The following is an 18,972-nucleotide window of genomic DNA, read 5'->3' as shown; positions in this document are numbered from 1 at the left end:
GGGGAGGCTCACCGGTGACGGAACGGCGGGTGGGAGGCCCGCCGGAAAGGGTGCGGCGGAGTCAGCGGTCGGCCCGGCGCAGTACGAGTCCGACGCTGCCGCGCTTGCTCAGGTACGCGCGGCCGCCGCAGACCGGCTCCACCCGGGGCGCGACGAGCCGGGTCTCCTCCACCACGCGCCACACCGCGGAGGCGGCGAGCCAGGGCCGCAGCCGTGCCTCCAGCGCCTCGGGTTCCAGCGCGAGGAAGAGCAGGCCGGTGGGCAGGTCGTCGAGGAGCGCGAGGTCCTGGCCGTAGTAGAGCATCTCGATCAGCAGGTACGCGGCGCCTTCCGGTCCGTCCTTGGCCAGCCCGGCGAGGTCTTCGGCGCCGACCTGTACGGCGTCGGTGCCCCGCTGCGCGGCGGCGAGGCGGTGCCGGAAGTGCGGGTTGGGTTCGGTGGCGTGGACGGCGAAGCCGTCCGCCGCGAGCCGGGCCGTCAACGCGCCCTCGCAGGCGCCCACTTCCACCAGCGGTTTTCCGCCGGGCGGGCAGTGGCGCCGTACCCAGGCGGCGGTCGCGTCCAGGCGCCGGGCCTCGTACGGGGAGGTGGCGAACTCCCACGGGTCGGTGACGGCGGCGGCCTCGTCGCCCAGGCTGGCGAGCAGGGCGAAGAGCCGTTCGCGTTCGGTGGGGTCGGCGCCGAAGAACCGCTCGGCGGCCGGGATGCGGGGCGTCTGCACCATGAACTCGGGCGACGGGGTGTCGAGCAGACCGGGCGCCGCGCGGTTGACGAAGTCCAGCTTGGCCGCGATCTGCGCGCGGTCGAGCGGACGGTCCAGGTCGCTGACGAACTGGAGGAACGGGGAGTACCCGACGGCGTGCCGCACGGTCAGCACCGGCGCGGCGGTCTCCCCGGCGGCGTCCGTCGGACCGGCACAGGCCAGGGCGGTGTCCCGGCCCACGCGGCCCCGGCTGCGCCGGTTGTCGGCGGGGGAGTGGGTCCACACGCGGGCGGAGTGGCCGTCGGCGGCCCGGCGTATCAGGCCGGCGAGGACGTCGGGGCCGGGTGAGGCGGCGTTCTCCTCGGCGGGCCGTACGTACGGGGCGAGCAGGGCGAGCCGTTCGGCCGGTGGCGTACCGGCGGGCAGGGAGAGGACGTCTCCCCGGTCGGCCAGGACCACGGCGGCCGGGCCGGCGCCGGGGTCGGGGTCGGTGAGGACGGAGAGGAAGTCGAGGACGGCGTCCTCGACCCGGAGTACGACCACGATTTCGATCATGGACCGGTCCCAGGGGCAGAGCTGGCGGGGGCGGCGAAGCGGGGTGCTGGCGACAGCGCGGTCCGCGCCAGGCGGGCATGCGACGACAGGGCCTGGGCGCGCCGGACCGGACCGGCGGGGCGGTGCTGTGAGCAGGGCGGTGCGGGGTCGGTACGGCCGGGCGCCGTACGTGGAAGGACCCTAACCGCCCCCACCTTCGTGGTCCAGACCAATCTGGTTGACCCCTGCATTCCGGCCACCGCGGTGGCCGAAAACAGCCGGTAGGCGTGCGCTGTGCCCTGTGCCCGGTACCCCGTGCCCCGACCGGTTACGGCACGACCGTCACCGGCCAGCGCCCTGCCTTGACCAGCCGGACCGCCACCGACCCCATGATCCGGTGCCCCGCGGACTCCGACGCGCCCACCACCACGGCGTCCGCCGTCAGCTCGTCGGCCATCTGCACCATGCCCGAGTACGGGTCGCCCCGCAGCGTGTGGAACTCCCAGCGCAGGTCGTAGGTCCCCCGCGCGCGCTCCGTCGCCGCCCGGATCTCCGCCATCAGCTCGTCGGCGACCTCGTTCGTCGCGTCCACGATCGGCGCCCCCATGGCCGCGCCGGCCGGCAGCACCGGCTGGACGTACACCAGGGCCAGCTTGGACCCCTGCCTCCGGGCCAGCCCCGCCGCGTAGGCGGCGGCGCGCCACGACGAGTCCGACCCGTCGACGCCGACGACGATGACCTTCGGGCCGTCCGTACCGCGCTCGAAGGGCGCGGGCGTGTTCTCCTCCACACGAGGAGGTTATCGGGCGCCTTGTACGCGTTTTGCGCAGGGCCGTGCGCGACCCGACCGCAGGGCTGCGCGGGACCCGTGACAGGCCCCGCGCCCCGCCGGAGACGCGGCGCGGCCGCGCCCCTCACGAACCCGCGCCGCCGCCGCGCCCCGGGAGCACCGGCCGCCACGGCGCGAAGGCGGTCGCGCCGCGCGGCAGCATCGCGGCCAGCTCCGGGCAGTGCCGCAGGATGACGGAGTTCATGCCGCCGCGGGCGATCCAGTCCATACCGAGCGGCGTGTACAGCTCCGGCCGGAAATCGACGGTCAGGAACCGGTCCGACTGGATGCGGCGGGTGGCCATCAGGATGAAGACCCGGAAGGCGGTGTCGCTGAAGCCGAAGCCCTCCGGGGGATTCTCGGCGAACAGCCCCACCATGGTGTCGACCTCGTCGACGTTCCGGTAGACCTCCTTGAGCTGCGCGACCGTCTCCGGGTCGGAGCTGATGTCCTCGAAGCGGCGCACCCGCGACTTGTGCAGCCCGGCGCGGAAGTCGTTGTAGCGCGGCACCCCGCGCCGCCGGGTCCGTACGAGGTCGACCACCGACAGGTCGATGATCTCCCCGTCCCGCTCGAAGCGGGTCAGCGCCTCCGGGTAGTTGTGCAGGGTGATCGCGCCCGGGTGGGCGATGCCGAGCGAGTACAGCGTGTCGGTCAGCCCGGTCTTGCGGGCCACCCCTTCGGCCGCCGTGCCCTGGATGTCGTCGAACGTGACGGTCTCCACGCGCTGCCCGAAGCGGTGCTCGCGCAGCTCGTAGTCGTCCGGGATCAGCGGGTGCATCCGGTAGACCGTGACGAAGTCCTCGGTCAGGGAGTACGGCACCTTGTGGTGGTCCGGCAGCGTCTCCGGTATGCCGCGCAGCGCGTGCGACTCGACCAGCCACAGTCCCAGCCTGCTCAGCCACTTGTCCGGCGGGCCCTGCCAGTTCGTCTTCAGGCCGACGTCGATGGCCTCGGTGGCCAGGATCGCCGGCGTCCACTCCACGGTATGGATCTTCGCGATCAGCGCCGAGACGATCAGCCGGGCCGTGTGGTGGACCCGGTCCTGGCTCATGGTGGGGTACTCGGCGTGCAGCGCGTCGCACAGCGCGTTGTGCTCCCGGGCGAAGAGCGTGTGCATCACACTCAGGCCCAGCCACCAGTTCTCGCTGAAGCCGGTCAGCGGGATGCCGCCCGCGCCGATCGGCAGATGCCCGTCCTCCAGCCGCAGCTTGGCGCCGTCCGGCTCGCGCAGCGACCGCGCGGTGGCCTCGTCGCCGCCGTACACCTCCGAGCCGTCCCACCACGGCGACGTGGTGTTGGTGAACAGCAGCGGCGGCTCACCGGGCCGCTCCACACCGATGTTCTCGGCGAACCGCATCACGTCCTCGGGCGGCCCGCCGGGCGTGTTCGTCCAGGCGCTGCCGGGCGGCATCGGGATCTCCACCGACCGCTCGCCCGGCTTGTACCGCCGGTGGTTGACCCAGTCGTGCACCTGGAACTGGATCCACGCCGCGGCCAGGATGTTCAGCGAGGGCGCCGGCCGGAACGCCGTACGGTGCAGCAACTGGCGCGCCGTCGTGACCGGGTTCGGGACGAGGTCCAGGTCCGGCCGGTACACCGGCGGGAGATTGCGTCCGAAGGCCGAGCCGATCGCGCCCATCCGGGGCTCCGACAGGTCGGTGGACGAACCGTCGTACGTACGGGCCGTCCGCGCGCCCTCGTCCACCGTCTCCGGCACCGGCACGGCCTGCGGCGGCGCCTCCGGGACCTCGGTGTCGATGAGGTTGGCGCGGCGCAGCGCCTGCCGCAGCGCCACCAGGTTGAGCAGACTCAGGTCCAGCGGCAGCTTGTGCCACGGCACGTACCGGTTGACGACCCGGAAGGCCGCGCGCACGGGCACCCCGATCACGGTGTTGCGCAGCGGCTCCTCCGTACGGAACCGGGTGCCGAGCCGGTGCCCGGCGCTCGCCCGGTACGCCGCCTTGCGCGCCCGGTTCAGATTGCCCAGCGGACGGAACTCGTCCGTGGTGTGCCACGGGTTGAACGCCAGCGCCTCCACCCGGCGGGCCGCGGAGCGGGCCGCGGCGGTGGTCACGTCCTGCCGCGGGATGGTCAGCCGCCCGACCGGGACGACCGGCGCGTCCGTCTCCCGCCACTGCGCCGCCCCGTTCTCGATGGGCGTGCGCTCCTCGCTCACGTACCGCTGCACACACAGCTCGAACTCGACGTCGGCCAGCGCCAGCCGCCCCGCCAGCTCGTGGCGCAGGTGGTCGGGGTCGTGCCGGTCCGGCCGCGGCGCGGGGGCGCCGCCCGGCGCGGGCCGTAGCTGGTAGCGGACCGGCCCCGCGTCGCCCCACATGACCGCGCCCCGGCTCCAGTACGTCTCGCGCGCCAGCGAACCGACCACGTGCCGGGTGGCGGCCTGCACGTTGAGGCGCATCCGCGCCGCCGTACCCCAGCCGACCGCCAGCGGCAGCTTCACCAACAGCCCGAACGCCTTCTGCAACGTGCTGTCGGCCCCCGCCATCGCCCGGGCGAACGCCACGAACTCCCGCGCGTCACGCGCGTGCGACACCGGGAAGTTGGTCGCGAGCAGATCGTGCGTCTCCTCCGCCGACACCTCCACCCGTACGGCGATGCCGCGCAGATCGGGCGAGATGTCCGCCTGCGCCGTACCGCTCGCGTTCGACAGCCGCACCACGGCCGGGTACTGCGCCCCCGGCCGCACGAAACCGGACGCCAGCGCGGCGGGCAGCCGCTCGTCGAACCGCAGCCGGGCGTTCTCCACCCCCAGCACCGTCTTGGCGTGGAAGGCCCGCTCGACGCCCTGTGCCCCACGGCCCTTCCGGTTCGCGAGCTGCACCCGCATCAGCTGCCGCGCCAGCTCCTCGAAGACCACCCGCTCCGCCTCCGGGCTGCCGCCCTCGTACCTCTCGTACTGCGTGTGACTCACGGTGTCGGCCATGGCAGGACACCCTCCGTACGGAAGAAGGGCGCCCGACGCTACTCGCCTCCTCCGCGGCCCGACAGGGTTCGTTTCGGGCGGATTCATGGATCTTTGCGGAGGGGACAGTCGCCGGCGGCCGAGCCCTCCGGCGACTCGGACGACAGCGCTTCCGCCGGCGCCGGCGGCCACACACCCTGCGCCAGCACGCCCACCACGTACGCCTTGGCGACCAGCGCGGTACGGCCCTGCACGCGCCAGCGGCGGGAGAGGCGGGTGAGGTGGTAGTTGACGCCGTCGACGGTGAGGCCGAGGTGGCTGCCGATACTGGCCGTGGTCGCACCGGCGGCGGCCAGGGCGAGAATGCGGGTCTCCACGGGACTGGCCGCCTCGCGCCCCGGGGCCTGGGCGGGCGGCGTGTCCTCGTGGACCCGCAGCAGGGCCAGCAGGACGGGCAGGTTCTCCGACGGGTCGCCGACCGGGTCCACCGTCAACTCTCCTTCCCGCTCACCGCCGTCCGCCCCGGCCCGCCAGCGCACCCCGACCGGATACCGGGACCTGCGGCCCAGGCGCAGCGCGTCGACCAGCCGGTCTATCTGTGCCGGGGAACGGGGCCGGAAGAGGTCCCGCAGGTTGCGGCCGCGCAGCTGCCCGGGCGCCGCGCCCCACTCGGCGGCCATCGCGGGGTTGGCGATCAGCACCTCGCCGTGCGCCGTGCACACCGCGGTCGGCACCGGGATGCGGTCCAGCAGGATCAGGAAGTAGTTGCGCCACGGGCCCACCGGGCCGTCCGCCGTCGCCTCGTCCATTGCCCCTTCTCCGGTCCGGCCGCAAGAGCGGACAGCGAAAAACCACTGCACAATCATGCAGTTACCCGGCGTCGCACGGTACACCGGGCGGGTCACGCTGGAGACATGACCGAGACGATCCCGTTCGAAGCAGTCGACGGCGCGGTGCGCCCGTACGAGGAGGTGCCGGTCGTCGACCTGTCGGCCACCGGACTCAGCCCCACCCCGCTCCAGCAGGCCATGGACCTGGTCCGCGAGCACGGCCCGATCTACCGGCGACGGCTGCACGGTCACGAGGCGACGTTCGTCTCCTCACTGGAACTGGTCACCGAGCTGGCCGACGAGGAGCGCTTCGCCAAGGGCATCGCGGTCGCCCTGGAGAACGTCCGCGAGTTCGCCGGGGACGGCCTGTTCACCGCGTACAACGACGAACCGAACTGGGCCAAGGCGCACGACATCCTGATGCCGGCCTTCGCGCTCGGCTCGATGCGCACCTACCACCCGGCGATGCTGAAGGTGGCCCGCCGGGTCCTCGGCAGCTGGGACCGGCGCGCCGCCGACGGGACCCCCGTGGACGTCGCCGACGACATGACCCGCATGACCCTGGACACCATCGGCCTGGCGGGCTTCGGCTTCGACTTCGAGTCGTTCTCCCGTGACACCCCGCACCCCTTCGTCGAGGCGATGGTCCGCTGCCTGGAGTGGAGCATGACCCGCCTCGGCCGGGAGCCGGGCGGCGACTACACCGAGCAGGACGCCGCCTTCCGGGCCGACGCCGACTACCTCGCCTCGGTCGTGGACGAGGTCATCGCCACCCGTACGGGCGAGGGCGGCGGCGCGGACAGGACACCCGGCGGCTCCGACGGCTCCGATGACCTTCTCGGGCTGATGCTCGGCGCCACCCACCCCGCCGACGGCACCACCCTCGACCTGGCCAACATCCGCAACCAGGTCATCACCTTCCTCATCGCGGGCCACGAGACCACCTCGGGCGCCCTCTCCTTCGCCCTCCACCACCTGCTCAAGGACCCGGCCGCGCTGCGTCTGGTCCAGCGGGAGGCGGACGAACTGTGGGGCGACGCCACCGACCCCGACCCGTCCTTCGAGGACATCGGACGGCTGCCCTTCACCCGGCAGGTCCTCAACGAGGCACTGCGGCTGTGGCCCACCGCCGCCGCCTTCAGCCGCCAGGCCCGTGCGGACACCCTGCTCGGCGGCCGCTATCCGCTGAAGGCGGGTCAACTGGTCACCGTCCTCACCCCGATGCTGCACCGCGACCCGGTGTGGGGCGACAACCCGGAGCTGTTCGACCCCACCCGGTTCGCTCCGGAGGCCGAGGCGGCCCGCTCCCCGCACGCGTACAAGCCCTTCGGTACGGGGGAACGCGCCTGCATCGGGCGGCAGTTCGCGCTGCACGAGGCGACGATGCTGCTCGCGATGCTGGTGCACCGCTACCGCCTCATCGACCACGCGGACTACCGGCTGCGCATCAAGGAGACCCTGACCCTCAAGCCGGACGGCTTCACGATGACCCTCGGCCGGCGCACACCCGCCGACCGCGCGGCCCTGCGCGCCGCGCTGGCGGTCCTGCCCGGCGGGGCGACGGAGCCGGACGGCACGCAGCCCGGTACGGACGACGGGCTGCCCACCCGGGCCCGTCAGGACACCGGCCTGCTGCTCCTCCACGGCACCAACTACGGCACCTGCCGCGACTTCGCCGAACGCATCGCCGACCAGGCCACCGGCCTCGGCTTCACCACCGAGGTGGCCCCGCTGGACGCCGCGGCCGGCGCCCTCCCCACCGACCGGCCGGTCGTCGTCGTCACCGCCTCCTACAACGGCCGGCCGACCGACGACGCGGCGCACTTCATGCAGTGGCTGGAGAGCGCGCAGGCGCAGGCCGAAGGCGTACCGTACGCCGTCCTCGGCGTCGGCGACCGCAACTGGGCCGCCACCTACCAGCGCGTACCGGCCCTGCTCGACGAGCGGCTGGCCGCCCTGGGTGCCGAGCGGCTGCTGCCGCGCGGCGAGGCCGACGCGTCCGGCGACCTGAACGGCGCCGTCCAGGCGTTCACGGCCGCGCTCCGCACCGAACTGCTGGTGCGCTACGGCGACCCCGCGACCATCGGCGCGAGCGCGGCGGCCGATGCCACGGACGCGTCCTACACCGTCCGCGAGGTCACCGGCGGCCCGCTGGACGCGCTCGCCGACCGCCACGGCCTCCAGCCGATGACCGTCACCGAGGCCCGCGACCTCACCGCCCCCGGCCACCCGCGCGTCAAGCGTTTCCTGCGCCTCGCCCTCCCCGAAGGTGTCACCTACCGCACCGCCGACCACCTGGCCGTGCTCCCCGCCAACGGGACGGCGGCCGTGGAGCGCGCGGCACGGGTCCTGGGCGTGGACCTCGACACCGTCCTCGACATCCGCGCGGGAGCGGGCCGTGCGAGCCGGGACGCCCTTCCGGTGGACCGCCCCCTCACCGTACGAGGCCTCCTCACCCACCACCTGGAACTGGGCGCCCGCCCCACGCCGGAGCAACGCGCCGCACTCGCCGTCCGCAACCCCTGTCCGCCCGAGCGCGCCGCCCTCGAAGCGCTCGCCGACGACGACCCGCGCACCGTCCTCGACCTGGTCGAGGCGTACCCGGCCCTGCGCGGCGAGCTGTCCTGGCCGGTCCTCCTCGACCTGCTGCCGGCCATGCGCATCCGCCACTACTCCCTCTCCTCCGCACCCGCCATCGACCCGCGCCATGCCGACCTGATGGTCTCGCTGCTCCCCGGCGGCACCGGCTCCGGACACCTGCACACACTCCGGCCCGGCGACACCGTCCTGGCCCGCGTCCAGCCCTGCCGGGAAGCCTTCCGCCTCGACCCGGCCGACCCGACGCCGGTCATCCTGGTCGCCGCCGGAACCGGCCTGGCCCCCTTCCGAGGCGCCATCGCGGACCGCGTGGCCACCGCCGACGGCCAACGCCCCGCCGCGCTCCTCTACTTCGGCTGTGACGCCCCCGACGCCGACTACCTGCACGCCGACGAACTACGGAAGGCCGAAGCAGCCGGCGCGGTCTCCCTCCGCCCGGTCTTCAGCACCCGCCCCGAAAACGACTGCCGCTACGTCCAGCACCGCATCGCCGCCGAAGCCGACGAGGTCGGAGCACTGCTGGACGCCGGAGCACGGGTGTACGTCTGCGGCGACGGCAGCCGGATGGCCCCCGGCGTACGGGCCGCCTTCCGCGCGCTCCACGCAGCCCGCACGGGCGCCACGGACGAGCAGGCAGAGACCTGGCTGCGCGAACTGACGGACGCCGGACGGTACGTGGAGGACGTGTACGCGGCGGGGTGACACCCGGCGCCACGGCGCCCCCGGCGGGAGCCGGCCCCGCGCACGGGGTCTGGCTCCCGCCGCCGACCGGCGGCAAGGTGGACGAGGGCGGAGCGGACCTCCGCACCGCGGCCGATTCACCTGGGGGAGCGCCATGACCAAGGCTCTGATCATCGGTGGGGGCATCGCGGGAGCGGTGACCGCGATGGCTCTGCGGAAGGCGGACATCGACGCGGAGGTCTTCGAGGCGTACCCGACCGGCGCGGACGACGTCGGCGCGTTCCTCGTCGTCTTCGCCAACGGGCTGGAGGCGCTGCGCGTCATCGGTGCCCATGGCCCGGTCGTGGCGAACTCCTTTCCCGCCGAGCGGGTGGAGTTCCTCAGTGGTACGGGCAAGCGGCTCGGCGAGCGTGCCATCGCCGGCTCCTCCGACGGGACCGCCATGGGCCCCCGTACCCTCACCCGCGCCACCCTCTACCGCGTACTGCACGACGAGGCGCGCCGCCGGGGAATCGCCGTCCGGCACGGCAAGCGGCTGGTCGCCGCCGAGACCGTCGGCGACCGCCGGGTGGTGGCCTCCTTCGCGGACGGCAGCCGTGCCGAGGGGGACCTGCTGATCGGCGCGGACGGGATCCATTCGGTGGTCCGCAAGTTGATCGACCCGGCGGCGCCCCGGCCCCGCTACACCGGCCAGCACACCGTCTGCGGCTACACCCGCGACGTCGAACCGGCGTCCGCGCCCGACACGTACACCATGATCTACGGCAGGCGGGCCTTCTTCGGATGCACGGCGGCGCCGGACGGGGAGGTGTGGTGGTTCTCCAACGTGCCGGGGCCGGAGCGGTCCCGGCAGTACCTGGCCGCTGTCACGGCCGGCCAGTGGCGGCAGCGGGTCACGGCGCTGCTCGACGGTGACCGCACTCCGGCCGCGGCCGTCGTCCGGGCCACCGGTGACCACATCGTCGGTTCGCACGCCTACGACCTCGCCACCACCCCGCGGTGGTTCTCCGACACCATGGTGATCATCGGCGATGCGGCACACGCCGCAGCCCCGAACGCCGCCCAGGGCGCCTCGATGGCGATCGAGGACAGCGTCGTGCTCGCCAAGTGCCTGCGCGACCGGCACGAGCCCCGACGGGCCTTCGCCGCGTACGAGGAGCTGCGCCGCGCGCGCGTGGAACGGGTGGTGGCGCACAGCGCACGGATGGCCCGCCGCTCGGCGCCGGGGCCGGTGCGGCGGCTGGTCCGCGACGTGATGCTGCCGCGTAGCGTCGAGCGCGGTGGCGATGGGGCCGACGACTGGCTGACGGGCTACCGTATTGCCTGGTGAGCGCCGGTGGCCGGCAGGATCGAGCCGGGCCGCGCCCAAGGTTGAGGAGTATGTTTCGTGACAGGTCTCGCAGGGCTTCTGCGGACAGGGGTACTGGGAGTGGCCGCCCCCGGAGTCCATTACCGCGACGTGGTGGCCCAGTGGGGCGAGCCCGAGGCGTTCGCCGCGCGATCTCCGGACCCGGTGTACTGCCTGTACGGCGACCTGGAGCTGGGGTTCACCGCGAAGGGCCGCCTCTGGCACCTGCAGATCGAGCCCGGTGACAGGGTCGCCTCCCTGCCCAGCGCCCCGGGGCAGTACGTCCGGGAACCCGTTCCGGAGATTTCCCGGCTGGTCGCCGAGCTGGCCGCGGACGGCTTTCAGGTCACCCGGTGCGCGCCTTTCGACCCGGAGGACGACCTCTGGCACCGCGTCGACCGGTCCGGCGTGCTGTTCCGCCGGGATGCGCCGGACGGCCCGACGAGGATTCACAGCACGGCCAAGGAGATCTGCGACGCGGACCACGAGGACGCCCCTCGCTACGTCTGAGCGGGCGGCCGGCCCGTGCCCGGCTACCGCTCCTCCGCCCCCCGCAGTTGCACCACCACCAACGCCACCCCCGCCACCACGAAGTTGCGCGTGGCGGCCTCCAGGCCGTTCCAGGTCTTGGACTGCCACATGGAGAACCACTCGCCGCCGATCGCGATGAAGCCCGCGCCGAAGAGCAGCAGCACCATCAGCAGCCCGGCGGTGGCGACACGGCGCGCCCCGATGTAGCCCGAGCCCCGGCGCAGTTCACGCGCCCCCAGGACGGTCGCCGCGACGAGGACCAGCGCCGCGACCGTCTCCCACGCGACGATCAGGACGTACGCGATGTTCTGGAGCGTGGTGGACTCGACGGCCCGCCACATCAGGTCCGGGTCCTTGAAGGTGGTGTCCATGGCGAGGACGTGCTGGACGAAGGCCTGGTTGGTGCCGAAGTCGGTGATGTTGCCGAACGCGACGAGCGCCATGTAGAGCGCGACCGTGCCGGTGAGCACGGTCGCGGCGAGCGGTAGGGCCTGGAGCGGTCTGGTGGCGCGTATCGGCATTCCGGTTCTCCCTGGCCTGCGGTGAAAGTGCTGTCCCGGGCACTTTACGGGTGCCGTCGGCCGGTCGGCAGCTCAGCCGTCGCCACCAGCACCGTGCGGGCCGGGACGGTGCACACGTCGCCCGTCCTGAGCGTGGCCGAGGCCGCCGGGGCGCCGTCCGGCGCGGTGGTGTCCAGTACCACTTCGTACACCGCGCCGGTCCGCCCGGGCACGGCGAAGCCGACCGCGTCCGCACCGGAGTTGAGGAGCGCGAGGAGGTCGGTGTCCGGTGCTGCCGCGTGGTCTCCGGCGAGGAGGAAGGCGAGGAAGCGGGTGGCCGGGTCGTCCCAGCGGGCCGGGGTCATCGGGCGGCCTTCGCGGTCGTACCAGGCGATGTCCGGTGGAGTGCCGGAACCCGTCAGGAAGCTGGTGCGTTGGAGTACCGGGTGGTCGCGTTGCAGGGAGACCACCCGGCGCACGAAGTCGGTGAGGGGGGTGGGTACCGACCAGTCGTACCAGCTCGTGGGGTTGTCCTGGCAGTAGGCGTTGTTGTTGCCGCCTTGCGTACGGCCGAGTTCGTCGCCGCCGTGAAGCATCGTGCAGCCCTGGGAGAGGAGCAGGGTGGCGAGCATGTTGCGGCGCTGGCGTTCGCGTACGGCGACGATGGCCGGGTCCCTGGACGGGCCTTCGACGCCGTAGTTGGCGGAGCGGTTGTCGTCCGTGCCGTCGCGGTTGTGCTCGCCGTTGGCCTCGTTGTGTTTGTGCGCGTAGGTGACCAGGTCGGTCAGGGTCATGCCGTCGTGACAGGTGAGGAAGTTGACGGAGGCGTCCGGGCCGCGGCGTTCGGGGGCGTACAGGTCGGAGGAGCCGGCGATCCGGCTCGCCAGGTCGCCGACGGCCGGACGGCCCCGCCAGAAGTCGCGCACGGTGTTGCGGTAGCGGTCGTTCCACTCGTTCCAGCCGGGCGGGAAGCGGCCCACCTGGTAGCTGTCGGGCGCGCCGACGTCCCAGGGTTCGGCGATGAGTTTGACGCGGCCGACGACCGGGTCCTGGTAGAGCAGGCCGAAGAAGGCGGCCAGCCGGTCGACGTAGCCGTACTGGCGCGCCAGGGTCGCGGCCAGGTCGAAGCGGAAGCCGTCGACGTGCATCTCGGTGATCCAGTAGCGCAGCGAGTCCATGATCAGGCGCAGTACTTCGGGGCGGCCCGCGTCGAGGGTGTTGCGGGTGCCGGTCGTGTCGACGTAGCGGGACGGGTCGGCCGGGTCCAGGCGGTAGTAGATCTCGTTGGCCAGGCCGCGGAAGCTCAGGGCGGGATCGTCGGGCGGGCCTTCGGCGGTGTGGTTGTAGACGACGTCGAGGATCACTTCGAGACCGGCGGCGTGCAGGGCTTTGACCATCGCCTTGAACTCGGTGATCTGGCCGCCTTCGTGGCCCGTCGAGCTGTAGGCGGCGTGCGGGGCGAAGAAGCCGATGGTGGAGTAGCCCCAGTAGTTGGTGAGGTCGCGGTCGAGGAGGAACGGCTCGGGGAGGAACTGGTGCACCGGCATCAGTTCCACGGCCGTGACACCGAGGCGGTTCAGGTGCCCGGTGACGGCGGGATGCGCCAGCCCGGCATACGTGCCACGCAGGGGCGCCGGCACCTCGGGGTGCTGCGCGGTCAGGCCCTTGACGTGCGTCTCGTACAGGAACGTCCGGGTCCACGGGTGGCGTGGCGGCCGGTCGTCGCCCCAGTCGAACGCCGTGTCGGCGACCAGGGGCAGCAGCGTGCGCGTGCCCGTCGGCTTCAAGGCTTTCGCGTACGGGTCGAGCAGCAGCCTGGACGGGTCGAAGCGCACGCCGCGTGCGGGGGCGAACGGGCCGTGCGCGCGGTAACCGTAGCCCTGGCCGGGGCCCGCGCCCGGGACGTACGTGTGCCAGATGTCGCAGTCCACCGCCATCGGGAGCCGCCGCTCGCCGCCTTCGTCGAGCAGGCACAGTTCGACGGAGCCGCCGTACGCGCCCGCCGAGGAGTACACGGCGAAGGAGGTGCCGGAGCCGTCCCCGTGGGCACCGAGCCGGTACGGGTCGCCGGGGGCGGGGGAGGTCGGGGAGACAGCCATCAGTCGTAACCGCCGAACATGAAGAGGGAGGCCCGCTGGTCCGCGGGGTTCATCAGCCCGTGCAGGTTGCCGCCCTTGAGAAGGGCGAGGTGCCCGGCGGGCAGCCGGCGCACCTCGAAGGAGCGCACCCGGCTGCCGGAGTCGGCCCAGTCGCCGACCACCATCAGCCCGTCGCCCTCCAGCATCAGGAAGACCTCCTGGTTGTCGCGGTGCCGGTGCAGACCGATGCCGCAGGCCGGGTCCAGGACGTGCAGGTCCATGTAGGTGACGGCGAGGAACGGCTCCACGTCGCCGCTCGGGTGCCCCTTGCGGCCGAACGCGTCGAGGTTGTACGGCTCCAGGGTGCGCCGCAGGTCGTCGGTGCCCGCCCAGCGGCCGTACTCGCTGAACAGCGTGCGGTATTCGAGGAAGCCGACGCCGCCGTGCGGGTGGGGACTGGTGCCGACGCCGAGGTAGTTGTCCCAGCCGCGGATCTTCATCTCGAAGCCGAGGCGTACCGAACCGGAGGGCGGGTCGGCCGAGCCCGCGCCGTCGGGGCTCGCGGTCCAGCGCACGTCGATGTAGCAGGGGAGCACGGGGTGCATGGCGTGCCGCGGGGCGACCAGCCGCAGGTCCTGGTTGGTCATCTGGTCGCGGTGGAAGTCCTGGCCGAGGCCGGTGACGAGGTCCGGCCGCGGTTGCAGGAGCCCGGAGTCGAGCGCCGTCCGGCCGCGTGGGCCGAGAAGGTCGCGGAGACCGTCGCCGACCCGGCCCCACAGCTCGATCGTGTAGAAGTCGGTCTCCTCGTCGTACGGCACCCGGACCGGCAGGGGGCGGCTGCCCTGGACGGACAGCACACAGCCGATGGCGTCGCCGAGCTGACCGGCCTCGCGCCACAGCGCGGAGTCCGGGCCGCCCCGGTAGGACAGTTGGAGGAACGGGCCGCGCCAGTCACCGATCTCGGCCCAGCCGCGCACCGCCCGGGTGTCGGCGAGGGTGAAGTCGCGGACGTTCTGCTTCTGGAAATCGGTCCTGTCGTCCTGCTGTGCCGGGTCGAGCTGGTCCTGGTCGGGCGAGGCGGGCCCGTACAACTGGAGCGTGCGCAGCGGGAACAGGTGCTGGAGCGAGGCGGGTTCGTACAGCTCGCGTTCGGCGGCGAACCGGGTGCGTTCGACCAGGCTCAGCAGCTTCAGCAGCGGGTTGGCCTGCGCGTAGTCCGGGGGCTTGACCGGGTCGACGCGGAAGACCGAGTCGGTGTGCACGATCTTGGGCATCGCGGGACCGCCTCAGGTGGTGTGGTAGAGGAACGCGACGAACTTCAGCGGCTCGGTGCCCGGGTTGCGGATGCCGTGCACGCCGCCGCTCTTGGTGTAGAGCACGCTGCCCGGTTTGACCGGCAGCTCACGGCACTTGACCGGGCCGATGCCGAAGACCGGCCGCTCGACCAGCGGGTAGGCGGCGGTCGTCGGGTCGTCGCCGTCGCTCATGTACGCGGTGCCGGTGCCGGAGACGACGTAGTACAGCTCCTCCGAGCCGATGTGCCGGTGGGCGCCCTCCACCGCGCCCGGCGGCACCGTCACCTCGTGGAAGAACACCAGGTCGCTGCCGAGTTCCCGCTGGAACAGCCAGCGCATCTGCACGATGTTGTCGTCCCGGCGTTCCGGATTGCCCTCGTCGGTCATGGCGTTGCGGTAGGTGACCGGCAGGATCTGCGCGGCGTCCGGGATGAAGAAGCCGCGCTGGAAGTCGAGGAGGTAGTTGCTGTCGGCGACGGTGTTGCGGGGGTCGCTGGGCTCCTGGGTGCGCGGTTCCTGGTGGGAGCGGAGGTAGGCGTTGTCCCACTGCGGGTTGCCCAGCCGCTGGCCCGTCGGGTACAGCACGCCGTCCTCACGGAAGGCCATCGCCACCTCGGAGACCGAGCCGAGCAGCGGGGAAAGCTGCGGCACCCGCGTGATCGGTGCGTTGCAGCCCATCAGCGGCAGGACGCGGTGGTCGTGCGCGGTGCCGTCCGGCGGCTCCAGCGTCTCCCAGATCTCCGTCGCGTACGCGCCGATCACCGGGTCCCAGTGCAGGGTCACGATGGCCTCGGCGGAGTCCGCCGGGTCCTCGCCGGTGACCTTCAGCCACGCCTTCGTACGGGGCCCCAGGCGCCGGTTGAACTCCCTGGCCTGCTCCACGAGCCGGATGCCGGAGTACTCGATGCGCAGCATCGGGCACAGCTTGGTGCCGCCGAGGAAGACGTCGCCCTTGATGGCGGTGCCGTCCGCCGAGCCGCGCACCTCGGCGACGTAGTAGCGGTAGCGGGAGGAGCGGGTGGCGTTGAGGTAGCGGGCGTGGTAGATCCGGTCCGGGTAGAAGACGACGCGGAAGATCTCGTTCTCGGGGTGGGTGTGGACCTCGTCGAAGCGGCTGTCCATGTCACGGCCTCCCGACCCTGTCCAGCAGCGCGTCGCCGACGCGGAAGGAGTTCGCCTCGATGGTCAGCGTCGGATTGGCGCTGCCCGAGGTCGGCATGAACGCCCCGTCGGTGACGTAGAGGTTGTCGAAGTTCCAGGCCCGGCAGTCGGGGTCGAGGACGGAGTCCCGGGCGTCCGTGCCGAACCGGGCACCGCCCAGCACATGGTTGGCGATCCGTACCACCGAACCGCCCACCGACCCCGAACTGACGTCGTGCACGTCACCGCCGCGCACCAGGATCTGCCGGCACTGCTCGGCGAGCGTGTCCATCAGCGCCCGGTCGTGCGGGTGCCAGGTCTTGATGATGTACGCGACCGGGCGGCCCCACTTGTCCTTGACGCTCGGATGCAGTTCGATGCGGTTCTCCCGCTGCGGTACCTGGTTGGCCATGAACGCCACGGACAGACGCCGCCCGAAGCTCTCCTCCAGGTAGTCCTCGAAGCCGTTGCCGACGAGGCTCGTGTCGTAGAGGTAGCCCTTCCACATGGTGTCCATGTCCATCGCGTGCCAGGTGCGGGCGAGGGAGATGGGCAGGGCGCCGTCGGAGGTGTTGTTGTAGATCACGCCGCCCGCCCACAGACCCTGGGAACGGAACCACTCGGGGCGCGCGCAGTGGTCGGTGGCCCAGTCCGAGTCCAGCGTCTTGGACTTGTCGGCGCGCTCCGGCACGATGCACTGGGCGCCGCCGAAGCAGTGCGTCAGGAAGTAGCGCCCCAGCAGGCCGTTGGCGTTGACGCGCTTGTCGAAGGCCGGGTCGAGCAGCCCGGAGAGCTGGAGCAGCCGTACGGACTCGATGGCCGAGCAGGCCACGACGACGGTGCCGGCGATGAGCGTGCGCGGGCGGCCGCCGGGGTCGCGGTAGTGCACCTTCGTCACGCGCGGGCCGTCCGCCTCCAGGTGGGTGACGGTGCAGTTGGCCCGCAGGTCCAGGCCGCCGCTGCCGTCGGCGCCATGCAGCGGCGCCAGCAGCGACACCCAGACGTTGGACTTCAGGCCCAGCGGATCGCCGTAGCGGTTGACGAACGCCGTCTTGACGGTGTCGGCGTCGGCGGGCACCGTACGGCCGCTGGGCGCGTGGTCGCGGGTGATCACCGCGAGCGGTGTGCGGTAGCGGCGCATCCCGAGCGCGTCCATGCCGGCGGCCGCGTACGCGCTGATCGGATTGGGCTCCAGCGGCGGCTGGTAGTGGTCCTGGGACGGGACCTTGGCCTGCCCGTCCCAGGTCCCGTTGATGCCGACGAGTTCCTCGGCCTTGGTGTAGTACGGCTCCAGCGCGGCGTAGTCCAGCGGCCAGTCACGGGCCTCCCGGCGCACCTCGCCGTCCGGGTCGTCGCGCAGGTCGCCGCGCGACGCGTTGAGGGTGGCCAGCCGCAGGTCCTCGGGGGTGAAGCGGGGGGAGACACCGCCGTACAACTGGGTACCGCCGCCGACCACCTGGGCGGTGTAGCCCTCGATGGTGACCCGGTCCCGGCCGTCGCTGTCGCGGTAGACGTGCGGTTCGTCGTTCAGGTCCGGTTCCACGTGAGCGGAGTAGTACGACTCGCCGGTGTTGGCCACGCCCTGCACGGTGATGCGCTTCTCCGACCCGGTGGCGAAGCACTCGTCGCGCTTGAAGTCCGACAGGCCGGTGGGGCTCTGCGCCTGGGTGCGCAGCAGCGGCCCCTTCTCCAGCACGACCACCCGGTGGCCGGCCCGTACGAGCGTATGGGTGAGCGGCGCGCCGCCCGCGCCGCTGCCGATGACGACGACTTCGGCGCTCTCCTCGTCCATGCCGTCCCCCCTCAGCCGCGGTAGTCGGTGTTGTGGCCCAGCGGCGACTCCAGCGCCCGCCGCCAGTCGAAGAGCGTGCCGCCCCGCGCGTCCCGGAACCGGCTCTCCAGATACGTCCAGCCCGCCGCGCCGGAATTCCCGCCGTGTTTCGGGTGGACGAAGGCACCGGTCATCGCGTGCCGGCGCAGGAGCAGCAGGAAGAACTGCGGACTTCCGTAACGGGAGTAGTCCCAGCCGTCCACCTTTTCGGTTTCCATCTGCCGGTGGAGATCCGCGTACAGCTCCGCGGGGGCGACCGCCGGATCGAGTCCGCCGAAACGGGACCGGATGATTTCCCCGATGATTTTGAGGCAGGTGTGGTAATCATCGGCATGGTGCTGTTCCTGGCGGGCGATCAGTTTGTCGATGTAGTTGACCGTGCCCACCTCGTCGTCCAGCAGATACGCCAGCGGGAATTCCTCGTCCCGGCTCGCGCGGTCCAGCGACTCGTACACCTCGCGGATCAGCCGCCGGTTCTCGTCGAGCCGGAAGGGCAGCAGATGGCACACCAGCCGGCCCAGCAGCTCGCGCTCGGTACGGCTCAGCGACAGCGGCACGGTGCAGGCGTCGGTGAAGAAGCGGGACCACGGCTCGCCGTTGTCCAGCACGGTGCGCTGCGGGTTGACCGGGTCGAGCGTGTACACCCCGTCCACCGCGAACTTGTACGTGTGGACCTGCCCCTTCGGGACGCGCACGGTGGTGGCGAGGAAGCCGGTCGGCTCGCCGGCGAACACCAGCGGGCGCAGCGGCACCGGCGAGTGCAGCGGCCCGAAGGTGCCCAGGACGGCCACCGAGGCAGGGGCGGAGCGGCGGCCGTCGTAGACGAACGTCACGTCGTTGTACGGATACGAACCGGCCGCCGACGACCCGTTCCAGTGCGCGTCGACGACCGGGAAGCGCCACGCCTCACAGATCGTCGCGCGCTCGTCGCCCGGCGCGTACTGGCCGAAATCATGGCGCGCGTCCCGGCTTTCCCTGGCGAGGTATTTGGTGCAGTGATTGAGAATGTACTGATCGTCCTTCTCGATGACCTCGATCTTCACCGCGCACCTCCGGGACGGCTTGAGGTGCCATTGAAAGTATTGCGCGCGGCGGGGGTTGTCCACGCCGACGGCAGACGCCGTATCGTGCCGGTATGGGCGCCGCTT

The 18,972-nt window shown here is 72.3% G+C and carries 13 protein-coding genes; 3 read left to right on the top strand and 10 right to left on the bottom strand.

The window, feature by feature from the left end; all coding sequences use genetic code 11:
• Nucleotides 1-61: 61 nt before the first annotated feature.
• From ACZ4QV_RS13145 to ACZ4QV_RS13130, 4 genes are all read right to left on the bottom strand, one after another.
• Complete coding sequence (locus tag ACZ4QV_RS13145; RefSeq protein ID WP_361587816.1) at nucleotides 62-1,258, bottom strand: methyltransferase domain-containing protein; 1,197 nt, start codon at nucleotides 1,256-1,258, stop codon at nucleotides 62-64.
• Nucleotides 1,259-1,565: 307 nt separating this feature from the next.
• A complete protein-coding gene (locus ACZ4QV_RS13140) occupies nucleotides 1,566-2,027 on the bottom strand; it encodes a universal stress protein (RefSeq protein ID WP_125043827.1) in 462 nt (153 codons plus the stop codon).
• A 124-nt stretch (nucleotides 2,028-2,151) separates the two neighbouring features.
• Nucleotides 2,152-5,013 (bottom strand): peroxidase family protein, encoded by a 2,862-nt coding sequence (locus ACZ4QV_RS13135; protein WP_467762894.1) that lies wholly within the window; start codon nucleotides 5,011-5,013, stop codon nucleotides 2,152-2,154.
• 83 nt (nucleotides 5,014-5,096) lie between these two features.
• Nucleotides 5,097-5,801: a PAS domain-containing protein gene (locus tag ACZ4QV_RS13130; RefSeq protein WP_361147930.1), complete on the bottom strand. Its 705-nt coding sequence runs from the start codon at nucleotides 5,799-5,801 to the stop codon at nucleotides 5,097-5,099.
• Nucleotides 5,802-5,906: 105 nt separating this feature from the next.
• On the opposite strand from ACZ4QV_RS13130, the gene ACZ4QV_RS13125 reads away from it, so the two are divergent.
• The 3 genes from ACZ4QV_RS13125 (at nucleotide 5,907) to ACZ4QV_RS13115 (ending at nucleotide 10,959) form a co-directional block, all read left to right on the top strand.
• Entirely contained in the window at nucleotides 5,907-9,122 is a 3,216-nt protein-coding gene (locus ACZ4QV_RS13125) for a cytochrome P450 (protein ID WP_361147928.1), read from the top strand.
• A gap of 133 nt (nucleotides 9,123-9,255) precedes the next feature.
• The gene (locus tag ACZ4QV_RS13120) at nucleotides 9,256-10,431 is read left to right on the top strand and encodes an FAD-dependent monooxygenase (RefSeq protein WP_361635427.1); all 1,176 of its coding nucleotides are present in this window, start codon (nucleotides 9,256-9,258) and stop codon (nucleotides 10,429-10,431) included.
• A gap of 57 nt (nucleotides 10,432-10,488) precedes the next feature.
• Nucleotides 10,489-10,959 carry a hypothetical protein gene (locus tag ACZ4QV_RS13115; RefSeq protein ID WP_361147925.1) on the top strand — a complete coding sequence of 157 codons (471 nt, stop codon included), beginning with the start codon at nucleotides 10,489-10,491 and terminating at the stop codon, nucleotides 10,957-10,959.
• Between the two features lie 23 nt (nucleotides 10,960-10,982).
• Here ACZ4QV_RS13115 and ACZ4QV_RS13110 read toward each other — a convergent pair whose 3' ends face one another.
• Genes ACZ4QV_RS13110 through ACZ4QV_RS13085 form a run of 6 tightly spaced genes read right to left on the bottom strand, consistent with a single transcriptional unit; the run spans nucleotide 10,983 to nucleotide 18,867 of the window.
• The gene (locus tag ACZ4QV_RS13110; protein ID WP_361147923.1) at nucleotides 10,983-11,501 is read right to left on the bottom strand and encodes a DUF2165 domain-containing protein; all 519 of its coding nucleotides are present in this window, start codon (nucleotides 11,499-11,501) and stop codon (nucleotides 10,983-10,985) included.
• 44 nt (nucleotides 11,502-11,545) lie between these two features.
• Nucleotides 11,546-13,579, bottom strand: a complete 2,034-nt coding sequence (gene glgX / locus ACZ4QV_RS13105; protein WP_361147921.1) for a glycogen debranching protein GlgX — start codon at nucleotides 13,577-13,579, stop codon at nucleotides 11,546-11,548.
• Nucleotides 13,579-14,832, bottom strand: coding sequence for a cupin domain-containing protein (locus tag ACZ4QV_RS13100; protein ID WP_361635424.1), 1,254 nt, complete (start codon nucleotides 14,830-14,832; stop codon nucleotides 13,579-13,581). The genes glgX and ACZ4QV_RS13100 overlap by 1 nt, the downstream gene beginning before the upstream one ends.
• A 12-nt stretch (nucleotides 14,833-14,844) precedes the next feature.
• Nucleotides 14,845-15,975 carry a cupin domain-containing protein gene (locus ACZ4QV_RS13095; protein WP_361147917.1) on the bottom strand — a complete coding sequence of 377 codons (1,131 nt, stop codon included), beginning with the start codon at nucleotides 15,973-15,975 and terminating at the stop codon, nucleotides 14,845-14,847.
• 1 nt (nucleotide 15,976) lies between these two features.
• The gene (locus tag ACZ4QV_RS13090) at nucleotides 15,977-17,785 is read right to left on the bottom strand and encodes a GMC oxidoreductase (RefSeq protein ID WP_467762893.1); all 1,809 of its coding nucleotides are present in this window, start codon (nucleotides 17,783-17,785) and stop codon (nucleotides 15,977-15,979) included.
• Between the two features lie 11 nt (nucleotides 17,786-17,796).
• Nucleotides 17,797-18,867 (bottom strand): gluconate 2-dehydrogenase subunit 3 family protein, encoded by a 1,071-nt coding sequence (locus tag ACZ4QV_RS13085; protein WP_467762892.1) that lies wholly within the window; start codon nucleotides 18,865-18,867, stop codon nucleotides 17,797-17,799.
• Nucleotides 18,868-18,972: the final 105 nt, after the last annotated feature.

This window comes from Streptomyces sp. NPDC026394, assembly GCF_055567735.1.
This window is presented reverse-complemented; position numbering and strand designations above follow the sequence as displayed.